The organism is Pseudoalteromonas sp. JSTW (assembly GCF_013423925.1).
Taxonomy (GTDB): Bacteria; Pseudomonadota; Gammaproteobacteria; order Enterobacterales; family Alteromonadaceae; genus Pseudoalteromonas; species Pseudoalteromonas lipolytica.
The window spans coordinates 2068546-2082291 of record NZ_CP058972.1; the positions used below are offsets into that span (position 1 = coordinate 2068546).

Here is a 13746-nt window from a genome sequence, read left to right on the forward strand (position 1 = left end):
CTTAAAACAACAATAATCACTGAACACACGCGTTTGTGTTGCTAAACGCGTTCATCCTTGGAGGGATGTATGAATAGCACAATTAAAATTCCATCTTGCTTATTGCTTGCTGCCGTACTTGCAGGCTGCGGCGAAGAAAGCTCTGTCAACGTAAAAGAGGCGCCACTCCCCCCTATTCAAGGGGTTTTTATAGATAGCCCTGTCGCCGGATTGACCTATAACAGCCCGTCTGTGACAAACGGTAAAACGGACAGTAATGGCCAATTTGATTATTTCCGTGGTGAAGCGATCACATTTTCTATTGGTGAGCTGACATTTCCAAGTGTCGCGGCCAGCAATGTTGTCACTCCACTGAGCGTATTCTCTACAGACACCGTATTTCATCCTGCTGTAATCAATAGTTTGCGTTTATTGCAGTCGTTAGATGTGGATGGTGACACCAGTAACGGTATTACCATTAGTGACGCAGCAGCACAGGCTGCCGTAATGGAATTAGCCCAAGGACAAACACCTGCAGAATTCTTTGCCAGTGACGATTTTGACGAAAAGGTAAATCAATGGCTTGCTAACGCTGGGGGAGCAAATACCAGCTTAGTGAGTGCTGATACTGCCATTATGCATTTTGTAGATTTTATTTTTGAGCAGTATAACAGTACACAGCCTCTCGCCTTCACTCCTGCCGACTTCACGGGAACAATTTATAACCCCGTTGTAAAAGGGGCAAAAGCGAGTATTGAAATGTGGCAGTTTATACCTAGTGAAGAAGGAGCAAGCACGGGGTCATTCACTAAGCTAGTCGATGGGAATGAAACGCTTGTTGGCAGCTATGAGTTTCAGTTTGGTAATCGCGTTTTAGTATTAACAACCAGTGAAGGTGATACACCGAGTAAGCATTATTTAATTTCTCGCTCGCACAACACTGTCAATAATACCTTTAGTGTGTGCTCTACAAATGATGCAGCACAGCTTGCAACGTTAGTACTTAGCTGTGATAACAACGATGATGCATACAACAATATTTTAGCATTTGATGAACAGCAAGCCCAAAATGAGTTGGTAAAGCTTAGTGAACTTGCTGAACAAACCGGTCTTGCGTTAAACGAAGAATTCGATACCGACACTGATACATTCTTCTCATCCAGTTATAAGAGCCTCTCTGATGAGCAAGGAAGTGGGCCTCTTTATTTTAAATCTGGCGGCAGTGCCATTATCAATGAATTGGGTCAGCTTGTTTTGGAAGGTGACCGTTTCACAATCGGTAATACCCTACCTGGTAAAGAATCATCGCCAAGCGATACAATGGGTGTGGGGATATACAATTTAAGCGAAGGCTTCACTATTAGCTTTGACGTCATTAGCCATAATGGTGCAGGCTCTCTTTCTTTATACGTTGATAACAATACAACAAGCCAAAGTAACTCTGTGCATGCTGATGCATCAAAGTTTTATGGAAAATCGATTGATGAAACCAACCTGCCTGTCGGACAACGCTTCTCTTATACTTATATACCTGGGCAAGATGTTAATACAGGAACTGAATTAACGCACCCAGATGCACGCGGTATTCTGAGCGCAGATATTAAAAACTCTTACTTTCAAATCAGAACCGATTCAGCCGCCTTATTAGTCATAGATAATCTAAAAATAGAAACAGTTGCGACAGATGTGCCAGAAGTTGTGCCACCTGTTGAACCGCCAATTGATCCACCTGCGACAGGTGAGATTCCCACTGTTGAACTGCCTTACACAAACGATTTTACGACTGTTACTGGTGATATTTTTTCTGTCGACTATCAAAAAATAGTTGATAGTCAAGGTAATGAAGTTCCGATGTTTTCAAAAACTGGAGGATCCGTCACCGTCGTCGAAAACGGCTTAGAACTGGACGGGGGCCGATTCACTTTGGGTAATACCACTGCGGGCGTGGAAACCAGCGAAAATGATACAAACTCAACGGGGGTATTTGATTTATCAAGGCCTTACCAAGTCGTCATGGATATTGTCAGTGCCAGCGATCCTGAAGGTGACAACAAGTTCCAAATCTATGTCGACAACAATACATCAAGTAGCTCTAAATCGATGCACGGTGGTGAATCTCGATTCTTCAACGAGTTAATCAATGACTTAGTTGTTGGCGAAACCTTAGTCGTACCCGGAAAACTCGCTACCAAGAACTCTTTTTTACAATTGCGTACCGAGACAGGCGGTAAAGTAGTGATTAATAATTTACGCATTGAGTACGTTGAAGACCCAAGTATCTTTAAGTGTTCAGATGCACCTGAACTGTATTTTTGTGATGATTTTGAAAGTGGTGATTTGAGCAACTGGAAAATTTTAGCAACGCCTACTAACGTAGACGGTGCCATGGGTGAATTCGATATTTTAAATATCAACGGTAATAACATGATGCGATACACCGCAGGCAACGCAGGCGGTGAACTTATTTTAGCTACAGACGAAGCAATGCAAAATATCCCACAAACAGGTAATTATTTTGTAGAAGCGAAAATTCGTCCTCGTCAAAACAGTACAACAGCAAACAAACAGTTGTATATGATGGCCCGTTATCAAGATACAGGAAACTGGTACGGTGGCGGTTTAAATGTACAAAACTCATCTAGTAGCACGCGAGTAGAAGTTGCTGTCAGCACCGAGGGCTCTATTGCACGCCCTGTTCAGGCAAGTACACCTATTTTACTCGGCGAAAAAGGGGGCACAGAAGACGGTGTTTGGTACACCACCCGTTTTGAATTAATCAATGATCAATTAACCATTTACTTAAATGGTGAAAACTTAGGCTCAGTGAGTGATACAAATTACAGCGCACGTGGGCTAATAGGTTTATTTACTAATAACCGTTCATTTGAATTGGATGACTTAAAAGTTGGCGATCCGACTATCAAACCCATTCAACTCACACTGGATTACAAGGACCCTAACTGGGACACCTCAACGACAGCTGAACCATTAACAATTAATGTCACCGCCATTAAAAATGATGGGGTAACAATTGATGAATTCACAGTGACTTCAACTGATGACAAAATTGTCAGTGTCGATATCAATGGGAGTGTAATTACTCTCACCCCAATGGCGGCCGGTAATGCCACGATTACGTTCGTCTCTGGTTCTGATAGTACCATAACCCGAACAATAGAGGTGAGTGTGGCTGAAGGTTTTGTCATGCCAACAACTGACTATGGCGACTTAGCTGGAAAATTATTTCCTGAAAAAAACAGTGCCAATCAATTTATTGATACGCAATTTAGCCTTACATTTGATAATGAACCAAGTTTAGGCGCTTTAGGTGAAGTACGTATTTATAAAGTCAGCGATAACAGTTTAGTCGATACCCTTACCGTTGGTAAAAACATTGACCACATTGGTTTTGCTGGACAAGCTAAAGTTCGCTCTGTTTACTACTATCCACTACAGCTAAATGGGAACACGCTCACCATTAAACCACGCAATAATACCCTTGAGTATGGACATACATACCGTGTTGTAATTGGTGATGATGTCGTGGTTGGTGCAATGCTAAATGGTCAAGAATTTAGTGGCCTAGGTGATAACAGTCAATGGGACTTTGTCACTAAAGTAAGCATGCCTGCAGGTAATCAGCTGCTCGTTGATGATGAAGGTGCGGCAGACTTTAGAACTGTGCAAGGTGCACTTAATTTTGCTATGCAGTACTTGGGCAAAGATGAGCACACCACTGTCTCCATAAAAGACGGCATCTATAACGAACTGTTATTTTTACGCGATAAAAACAACCTCACTATTCAAGGTGAAAGCCAAGAAAACACCGTTATTCAATATGAGAATTACGAGTCTATGAATGGCGGCACGGGTGGCTGTGCACCTATTAGCACAGGAACACCTAACGGAGGTAGAAGTGTGTTTTTAGTAGAAGGTGTCGACATGCTGACCCTTAATAATCTCACCCTTAAAAATACGCATATTCGTAATAAAGTGGATTCGAACCAAGCAGAAACTATTTATTTCAATAGCCCGTACCGCCTAGTTGCGAACAATGCCCGCTTTAAAAGTGAACAAGATACCCTCCTGTTAAAAGGATACTCATGGTTCTACAACACGCTTGTTGCAGGGAATGTTGATTTTATTTGGGGTTACCCAACAACGGCGTTATTCGAGAGTTCAGAGATCCGTACAATCGGTGATTCAAAAGACGGTGATCCTTTAACTGACTCAGCGGGTGGCTATGTTTTACAAGCGCGTGTACCTGTAGAAACAGACCCTGGTTTTATTTTCTTGAATAGTCGATTCACACATGGTCCTGGCCCCATTGGCAATGATGTTTTAGATAACTCAACATACATTGCAAGAAGTGGAGGCAGCGATACATACTTTGATAATATAACCTTAATAAACAATAGGTTTGATACACATATCGCTAAAATTGGCTGGGCTGTTCAAGGTGTAAATAATCAACCTGCTCCTAACCCTAGCGTTGCCACAGCAACCAGTGGTTGGCGCGAATATGGCAGTATGGATTTAGACGGTAATCCACTTGATTTATCTGAACGCGAAGGTGGCTATATTCTTTCAGATTCAGAAGTCAGCGAGCTGCTAGACCGCGAAAACATTTTTGCAGATTATAACGACGGTCAAGGATGGAGTCCAAAACCACTTGCTATTCCTCAACTACCGGATGAGCCTGTCAGCATTGCGCCAATCAATCCTAGTCGAGGGTTTGCAGGGTATAACTATAATATCACCGGAGGTGAAGGCGGTACTGTTGTTACTGTTGATAATGGGGCTTCATTAAAAGCAGCCCTAGCACAAGCGAAGTCTTCAGCATCCGCTATTACTATCTATGTTGATGGTGTAATCACAGATGCTAACAGTGGCGGTGATAATAAATCTATTGAAATTAAAGATATGAATAATGTCTCAATTATCGGTGTGGCTGATAGAGGTGAGTTTAATGGGATTGGCATTGCTATTCGCCGCGCTAACAACATTATCATCCAAAACTTAAAAATTCATGAAGTACTCACTGGTGGTAAAGACGGAATTTCAATTGAAGGTGATGAAAACGAAACAACAGCAAACATTTGGATTGACCATAATGAGTTGTATTCTTCGCTCTCCGTGGATCAAGACTATTATGATGGCTTAATTGACTCTAAGTCGGGTGCTGAGAACATTACCATTTCTTACAACTATATACATGATAGTTGGAAAACTTCATTACATGGCCATAGTGACAATGACGACAGCAGTAATAAAAACCGTCATATCACCTTCCATCACAACCGCTTTGAAAATATTGTCTCTCGGGTCCCTTTATTTAGGTTCGGTAATGGTCATATTTTCAATAACTACTATAACAATATCACTTCAAGTGCAATTAATTCACGTATGGGAGCTGAGCTACACATAGAGAATAATTACTTTGAAAATACCAAGAACCCTGTGGTTTCTTTTTATTCAGCACAGATTGGTTATTGGAACACATCAGGTAATTATCTAGGCGAAGGCATTACATGGAGTGATGCGGCAGATGGGGATGTACGAGCAGAAGTGACTGAAAACGGCATGACGCCAACCAGCTCATATAAAGCACCTTATGAATATACGCTTACGCCTGTAATGGATGTTAAAGCACATGTACTTGCTCATGCAGGTGTTGGTAAGCTGGATCAAAGTGATTTAAACATTCCTGATATTCAGTCTCCAACGGAGCCTCCTATACAAGAACCACTTGGATTGCCTTTTACTGAAAACTTCTCTGCTGCTAATACTGATGAGTTTTTTAGTAACAGCTATCGTGATATTTCAGGAGCTGCGGGTAACGAACAAGCGCTGTTCTACCGTGTAACAGGTAATGTTGACGTCGCTGGCGGACAGTTAACAATGACTGGCGCTAGAATTAGCATTGCTAACACAACCCCAAGTACCAGTACGACAGGAAATGACACCGAAACAACAGGCTTGCTTGATTTATCAAACAACTACCAAGTAACGTTCAAAGTTGCAGCGGTGGCTGGAAACACAGCCAAAAACTTTCAAATTTATGTCGATAACAATACTTCGGGTAGTAGCAATTCAATTCATGGCACTGCGTCTAAGTTTTATTCTGTGCCGCTGTCTGACTTAACAGCAGGCCAAACTTATACTGTGGATGGACTCGTTGCAACCAGCACTTCATTCATCACCATAAGAACGGAAAGTGAAGCGACTATCACATTGGATGAAATAAGCATTCAATAGTGCATTTCGCATTACGCTATAAACCTCGCAATTGCGGGGTTTATTTTTTTATAAAGAAAATTTGATAAAAATAGACAAGTATATTGAAAGGAAATGGCGGTGACGGAGAGATTCGAACTCTCGATACGTTGCCGTATACACACTTTCCAGGCGTGCTCCTTCAGCCACTCGGACACGTCACCTAAAGCGTTAACTGATTAACGCGGCGTTATAGTATGAAAACAACCCTACATACGCAAGGGGTTTTTAAAATAGCTAACTTAAGTGGCTAGTAAACAAACAAAAAAGGCAAGGTATGTACACCTTGCCTTTCATTTCTATCGCAACAATTCTTAGCGTTGTAGTGTCGCAGAGAACTCTAACATGCGATTAAGCGATTTTAACGCGCCTTCGCGTAAGTCCATATCAACAAACACTTCTTTGCCTTGTGGGTCTGTTAGGGCTTCTTCAATCGCTTTTAAGCCGTTCATAGCCATCCACGGGCAATGTGCACAGCTTTTACATGTTGCGCCTTCACCGGCTGTAGGTGCTTCAAAGAATTCTTTCTCTGGGCATAACTGCTGCATTTTATAAAAAATACCGCGGTCTGTCGCCACGATGAACTTTTTGTTGTCCATGGTTTGCGCAGCTTTAATTAGTTGGCTTGTTGAACCAACAGCATCAGCAAGGGCAACAATCTCAGCAGGTGACTCTGGGTGTACTAACACCGCTGCATCTGGGTGTAGGGCTTTCATGTCCTTTAACGCTTTGGTTTTAAACTCGTCATGAACGATACACGCGCCATTCCACATAATCATATCGGCACCGGTATTCTTTTGAATATAAGAACCAAGGTGCTTGTCTGGACCCCAAATGATTTTTTCGCCTTGCTCATCTAAGTGCTCAACGATTTCAAGCGCACATGATGAGGTAACAATCCAATCGGCACGTGCTTTTACCGCCGTAGAGGTGTTAGCGTACACCACTACTTTACGATCTGGGTGTTGATCACAAAACGCAGAAAACTCTTCAATTGGGCACCCTACGTCTAATGAACAGGTCGCAGCCAAAGTTGGCATTACAACTGTTTTGTTTGGCGTTAAGATTTTTGCTGTTTCGCCCATAAAACGCACGCCGGCGACAACAATAATATCCGCATCGTGTTTAGCACCAAAACGTGCCATCTCTAACGAGTCGGCCACACAGCCGCCTGTTTCTTCAGCAAGTGCTTGAATTTCAGGATCCGTATAGTAATGGGCAACAAGAACTGCATTCTTGTCTATTAGTAATTGTTTAATACGTGCTTTGTACTCAGCTTGCTCATCTTTTGATAACGGCGCTGGCTTTGGAGGAAAGATATAATCCTCAGGCATAATTTGTTCAGCTAGACTCATTTCTCGACCACTTAGTCCACAGTGCATTCATGGCGCGAATTATACGAGAATATAACTCTAAAGAACAGTATTGCTGAGTGCTGTTAAAGATAATTAAGGGATAACTTAGATAAAAAAGATAAATTAAGCGTGGTGGGTCATGATGGACTTGAACCATCGACCAATGGATTAAAAGTCCACTGCTCTACCAACTGAGCTAATGACCCGCTCTGATATGTAATGCGTAAATCCGCCGATATGCATGACCATTCAAAAAGAATGGTGGGTCATGATGGACTTGAACCATCGACCAATGGATTAAAAGTCCACTGCTCTACCAACTGAGCTAATGACCCGCTCTTGATATGTGATGCGTAAATCCGCCGATATAAATAACCATTCAAAAGAATGGTGGGTCATGATGGACTTGAACCATCGACCAATGGATTAAAAGTCCACTGCTCTACCAACTGAGCTAATGACCCGCTCTATTACTTACTAAAAGCTATACGTAAATCCGTCGATTTTAGATTACCATTCTAGAAAGAATGGTGGGTCATGATGGACTTGAACCATCGACCAATGGATTAAAAGTCCACTGCTCTACCAACTGAGCTAATGACCCGCTCTATTGCTTATTAAAAGCTGCGTAAATCCGCCGATATTAACAGTACCATTCAAAAAGAATGGTGGGTCATGATGGACTTGAACCATCGACCAATGGATTAAAAGTCCACTGCTCTACCAACTGAGCTAATGACCCGCTCTGCTGCTTATTAAAAGCTGCGTAAATCCGCCGATATGTAACTGTACCATTCAAAGAATGGTGGGTCATGATGGACTTGAACCATCGACCAATGGATTAAAAGTCCACTGCTCTACCAACTGAGCTAATGACCCGCTCTGTTACATTATTAAAGCTGCGTAAATCCGCCGATATCTAAAAGTATACCATTAAAAATAATGGTGGGTCATGATGGACTTGAACCATCGACCAATGGATTAAAAGTCCACTGCTCTACCAACTGAGCTAATGACCCGCTCTTTTAGCCGCATTTTGGCTGTTGTTACCAATCGCCTGCTGCGGGCGCTTATAATACTTATTTAAATGCTGAGTGCAACAGAAAATATCTCTTTTTTTAAGTTTTTATGTCTAGTTGCCTAATTTTAGACCGCTTAAGTCAAAAAGCAGTCTAATCAGGTCAAATCTACAGTTGCGACAGACGTTCTGTGGCTAATTTAGCAGCGGTTGTACTTGGGTACTGATTAATTAAATCATTAAAGGTTTTAAGGGCTTGTTCGCCTAAACCTTGATCAACAAGTAAGTTGCCTAACTTCAACATAGCATCAGGACGTTTATTCGAATTCGGAAATTCATTCACAACCACTTTAAAGTGTTTAGTTGCAGCAGCGGGATCGTTTTGAATTGTTAAAAGCTGCCCTAACCAATAATGCGCGTTTGACGCATACACTGAATTTGGATAAGTCGTTAAGAATGTTTGGAACTCAGGTATTGCTTGCTCATAACGCTTATCTTTCATAATTAGCGCCACAGCACGCTCATAGGCTTCATTTTCAGATAAGTCTGAGCTGATAGTCTGTGATGCATTTATATCTGTGTAAGTATTCGTTGGCTGAGTTGCTGCCGCAGGCTGAGAATAGGCCTGACTAACGCGATTCTCAATTTCTTGATAAAGCTCACGTTGACGTTGGAGCACTTTTTCAAGCTTATAGCTTTGCTCTTCAGTAATGCCACGAACCTGACTCACTTCGTCTTGTAATATATTCAACTGCTGCTGAAGCTCAGCTTGCAATAAATTACGTGACTTCATCATGTTTTCTAATGCGATTAAACGCTTCTCTATGCTCGATTGCGAGCTTGCAGCTTCTGAAACAGGAGCGGGAGCAGCCCATAACTGGGTGCTCCCGCTTAAGATCATTGCTGCCAAAATAATTTTCGGCTTCATAATGTCTCTTTCTTAGTAAACTAATACTGCGCGACGGTTTTTAGCGAACGCTTCTTCAGTGCGAGATTTAACCATTGGCTTCTCTTCACCATAGCTCACTACCGACATTTGGCTAGCAGAAACACCTAAGCTTTGTAGATATTTTTCTACTGCTTGACCACGGTGCTCACCTAATGCGATGTTGTATTCAGGCGTACCGCGCTCATCTGCGTGACCTTCGATTAGTACTTTAACTGAAGGGTTTTGTACTAAGAACTCAGCGTGTGCTTGTAGAAGCTCAGCGTATTTGCTTTGGATTTTAGCGTTATCAAAACCAAAGTAAATGATTTGTTCTTGACGTAACGCTTCGTATTTTTCACGAAGTGCTTCTTCAGCTTGTTGCTCTGGAGTAAGCGTTGCAACTTCAACTGTATCATTGTTGTTTGCTTGCTCAACCGCACCTTGGTTTGTTTGGTTTGCAGCACCTTCGTCAACACCTGAAGAAGAGCTACATGCTGCTAAAGTCATCACTGGCACAGCAATTAGCAGGCCTTTTAAAGTTTTATTAAGTTGCATTGAATTGATTCCTATATTGAGTAAACCAGTAAAATTACTGTAAATAAGGCGACCAAGCCGGTGCCTTAACTTGTCCGTCTAGCACAGGTAAGCGTGCTTTAAAGCGACCATCCATAGAAACTAACGCTAACACCTGTTTATTATTATGAAGCGTGCTGTAGATAATCATCGAGCCATTGGGTGCAATACTCGGCGATTCATCTAGGCGTGTTCTCGTTAATACTTGGAACGCACCTGTAGCTAGCTCTTTCTTAGCAAGATGGTATTGACCGTTTGTACGGTTCACCATCACTAATTCTTTTCCATCCGGTGAAACCGAACCTGCTAAGTTCATGTCACCATCAAAGGTCATTCGTTTTGACCTACCTGTTTGCAAATTTAACTTATAAATCTGAGCATTACCACCCCTTTCAGAGGTAAACACGATATCTTGACCATTTGGAAACCATGATGGTTCAGTATCTATACTGCGGTGATTTGTAAGTCGAGTTTCTTTGCGTGTTGCAAGGTCTAATAAGTACACTTCTGTTGCGCCATTACGGTCTTTTGATAGCACTAACAGTAGTTTTTTACCATCAGGAGAAAACTGAGGCGCACCATTAATACCAGGGTGACTGGTAATTAGTTCGCGTTTTCCTGTATATAAGTCTTGAATGTAAATTTGGCTTTGGCGATTTTCAAACGTTACATACGCTAACTTAGTCCCATCTGGCGACCACGCTGGTGACATAAGCGGCTCTTTAGAGCGAAGCAACACTTGCTCATTAAAGCCATCATAATCAGCAACCACCAATTGATAAGGTTTAGCGTCATTTTCACGCACAATGACATAGGCAATTTTTGTTAAAAATGCGCCTTTTTCACCCGTAAGAGCTTCGTAAACCACGTCGCTGATACGGTGTGCGTACCGACGAAAACCATTTTCACCAATAACACTTTCTCGTGCATCTAAAATATGATCTTGGCTTTTAACCAACTTACCGTTGCTCATTAATTGTGTTTCGCCGCCCGTAATTTGGCCACGAATCACATCAATAAGTTCATATTTAACACGGTAACGGCCATTAGGTTGTTGCTCTACCTCACCCACTAACACAGCCTCGACACCTTTATTAACCCACGCGCCGTAATCAACATCTGAATCTTTAGCAGGAAGCTGAGGCATGGTATTAACGTCGATCGGCTTAAATTTTCCGCTGCGCATTAAATCGGCAGCAATCACTGAACTTAACTTTTCAGGGATAGGACCCACACCTTGATATTTAAAAGGCACAACCGCAATTGGGCGCGCACCATCGATACCATCGGTGATCACGATTTCTAATGCAGCACTGGCAATGCCATGAAAGCCCAGTAATACAATAAAACATGCTGTTTTTATCTGGTTAAACATATCATTCCTTTAAAATTGAGGCGCTATTGTTAAATTAATATTTTTTAATTGCTCAAATACTTCACGATCTGGTGAAACAGGTAGCGTGTCAGCCATACGCACTGCGCGCATCGCAGCTTCGCACACTAACGTATCTCCACCCAATGATTTAACTTGGGTCACCAAACCATTAAAGCCAAGGCGAATATTAAGGCGACATTCTTTGCCTTTCATCTTCTCATCTTTTAAGAAGTTTTGCTGAATACGCGCCATAATTAACGCTTTATATTTCTCAACTTCGCCAACAACCTGCTGCTGACGCACTTTATCACGTGCAGCCTGTTCTGCAGCCAGTTGCTCTTGGAGCATTTGCTCTTGCAATGCCTGCTGACGCTTACGCTCTGCTTCAGCCTCTTTGCGTTTACGTTCAGCTTCAGCTTCTGCAGCTTTACGCTTGCGCTCTTCTTCCGCTTTTTTCAATGCTTCTTCTTCGGCTTTACGCTTCTGTGCTGCGGCTTTTGCTGCTGCTTCGGCTTCTTGCTTTTGTTTTTCAGCTTGCTGCGCTTTAGCACGTTCTTTCTCTTGAATTTCACGCGCTTTCTTTGCTTGAGCTTCAGCTTCGGCTTTTTCTTTCTCTTTCGCACGACGCTGCTGTTCTAATTTTTTCAGACGGCGGTCTTCAGCTTCACGTTGCTTACGCGCGTCATTAGCACGACGCTCTAAATCACGAATACGTTTTGCTTCTGCTTGCTTTTTAGCTTCTTCTTGCTTTTTTAGCTCGGCAATCTTTTGCTCAACCTTCTGCTGATCAACCGTGACGGCTGACACCGCTTTTTCAGGCTCAGGTAATGCAGGGTTTAAAGTCACCTCCATTACTTTTGGTGCTGGCATATGAAAATTGGCTGTCGCCACTAATAAACCTGCAATTGCCAAGTGCAAAAGAACTGATTTTATTACTGATGCACCCATAACTAGCCTTTATTCCCCTCAAACGATTCGGTCATAAGGCCAACTGAAGGCACCCCTGCATTTTTAAGAAAATCCATTAACAACAGTACTTCTTGATAAGATACACGACCTGAACCTTTGATCATAACCGGAGTATCGGGATTTTTTTGCAACTGTAATTTAATCACAGCAGCGACGTCTAATGCTTCCATCGGTGCTTCTGGGTCAGTGCCGATACTGACATAATACTTACCTTCAGCGTCAATTGACGCAATGATAGGCGGTGTATCTTTTGTATCGACAAGATCAGATTCTTCCATTTTTGGCAAATCTACTTTCACCCCATGAGTAATTAATGGGGCTGTTGCCATAAATATAATAAGTAGTACCAACATAACATCAATGTAAGGTACTACGTTTATCTCCCCTACTGGGCGACGTTTTTTACGCTGATACATTCGCTTTTGCCTCTATTTGCGTAGCTGCTTGGCGGTGTAAAATATTGGCGAACTCTTCCATGAAGTTAATATAATTACCTTCCAGCTTTTCTACTTTATTTGCAAAACGGTTGTAAGCAATAACGGCTGGAATTGCCGCAAATAAGCCCATTGCAGTTGCAATAAGTGCTTCGGCAATGCCCGGTGCAACCATTTGTAATGTAGCTTGTTTCACTTCACCTAGTGCGATAAATGCATTCATGATACCCCATACAGTACCAAATAAGCCGATATAAGGACTAATAGAACCAACGGTCGCCAAAAACGATAAACTAGATTCTAATTTTTCAACTTCACGCGACAAAGCAACACGCATTGAACGATGCGTGCCTTCCATAACGATACTGGCACTTTGGAACGTATTTTTTTTGTGGCGTGCAAATTCTTTAAAACCGGCAACAAAAAGAGCTTCAACGCCCGAAGCTCCGCCTGGGCGGGCAGACACTTCATTATATAATTTACTAAGATCAACACCTGACCAGAACTTTTGCTCAAAACGCTTTGCGCCATTTAATGCATCAGAAATCGCTTTTTTACGTTGAAAAATAATTGCCCATGACATGACCGACATACCCACTAATGCCAACATCACTAATTGGACAAGTACACTGGCTTCTAGAATAAGATCTAAAAAGTTAAGCCCTGATCCCACGTTAAACTCCTAAAATAGATTTCTATATAATTTGTTATATTTTTTACACTTGCATTTATTGACCACAAACTTGGCCAAAAGTTACATCTAGTGTATCTAGTCAATAATGAACTGACAACGCTCTTGCTGTGAAATAGCGGCAAATAACGGTGAAAAGCACTCAGCT

8 protein-coding genes and 8 tRNA genes are annotated in these 13746 nt (G+C 42.1%); 1 reads left to right on the top strand and 15 read right to left on the bottom strand.

Annotated features, from left to right (window positions below; translation table 11 throughout):
• Positions 1–69: 69 nt before the first annotated feature.
• Positions 70–6237, top strand: coding sequence for a pectinesterase family protein (locus GZH31_RS09445; protein WP_180310909.1), 6168 nt, complete (start codon positions 70–72; stop codon positions 6235–6237).
• 94 nt (positions 6238–6331) lie between these two features.
• On the opposite strand, the gene GZH31_RS09450 is transcribed toward GZH31_RS09445, so the two are convergent.
• The 15 genes from GZH31_RS09450 to tolQ form a co-directional block, all read right to left on the bottom strand.
• Positions 6332–6419: transfer RNA gene (locus tag GZH31_RS09450), tRNA-Ser, on the bottom strand.
• Between the two features lie 150 nt (positions 6420–6569).
• The gene (nadA, locus tag GZH31_RS09455) at positions 6570–7610 is read right to left on the bottom strand and encodes a quinolinate synthase NadA (protein ID WP_036967789.1); all 1041 of its coding nucleotides are present in this window, start codon (positions 7608–7610) and stop codon (positions 6570–6572) included.
• A 130-nt stretch (positions 7611–7740) separates the two neighbouring features.
• A tRNA-Lys gene (locus tag GZH31_RS09460) sits at positions 7741–7816 on the bottom strand.
• Positions 7817–7869: 53 nt separating this feature from the next.
• Positions 7870–7945: transfer RNA gene (locus GZH31_RS09465), tRNA-Lys, on the bottom strand.
• A gap of 53 nt (positions 7946–7998) precedes the next feature.
• Positions 7999–8074, bottom strand: a tRNA-Lys gene (locus GZH31_RS09470).
• A gap of 64 nt (positions 8075–8138) precedes the next feature.
• Positions 8139–8214 (bottom strand) — tRNA-Lys (locus GZH31_RS09475).
• Between the two features lie 62 nt (positions 8215–8276).
• A tRNA-Lys gene (locus tag GZH31_RS09480) sits at positions 8277–8352 on the bottom strand.
• Positions 8353–8413: 61 nt separating this feature from the next.
• A tRNA-Lys gene (locus GZH31_RS09485) sits at positions 8414–8489 on the bottom strand.
• Between the two features lie 64 nt (positions 8490–8553).
• A tRNA-Lys gene (locus GZH31_RS09490) sits at positions 8554–8629 on the bottom strand.
• A 168-nt stretch (positions 8630–8797) separates the two neighbouring features.
• Complete coding sequence (gene ybgF, locus GZH31_RS09495; RefSeq protein WP_036967786.1) at positions 8798–9556, bottom strand: tol-pal system protein YbgF; 759 nt, start codon at positions 9554–9556, stop codon at positions 8798–8800.
• Between the two features lie 12 nt (positions 9557–9568).
• Entirely contained in the window at positions 9569–10111 is a 543-nt protein-coding gene (pal, locus tag GZH31_RS09500; RefSeq protein ID WP_036967784.1) for a peptidoglycan-associated lipoprotein Pal, read from the bottom strand.
• Positions 10112–10145: 34 nt separating this feature from the next.
• On the bottom strand, positions 10146–11504 hold the full coding sequence (tolB, locus tag GZH31_RS09505; RefSeq protein ID WP_036967780.1) for a Tol-Pal system beta propeller repeat protein TolB: 1359 nt from the start codon (positions 11502–11504) through the stop codon (positions 10146–10148).
• Positions 11505–11513: 9 nt separating this feature from the next.
• A complete protein-coding gene (tolA, locus tag GZH31_RS09510) occupies positions 11514–12452 on the bottom strand; it encodes a cell envelope integrity protein TolA (RefSeq protein ID WP_036967778.1) in 939 nt (312 codons plus the stop codon).
• Positions 12453–12454: 2 nt separating this feature from the next.
• A complete protein-coding gene (gene tolR / locus GZH31_RS09515) occupies positions 12455–12889 on the bottom strand; it encodes a protein TolR (protein WP_036967776.1) in 435 nt (144 codons plus the stop codon).
• Positions 12876–13580: a protein TolQ gene (gene tolQ / locus GZH31_RS09520; protein WP_036967773.1), complete on the bottom strand. Its 705-nt coding sequence runs from the start codon at positions 13578–13580 to the stop codon at positions 12876–12878. The genes tolR and tolQ overlap by 14 nt, the downstream gene beginning before the upstream one ends.
• Positions 13581–13746 lie beyond the last annotated feature (166 nt).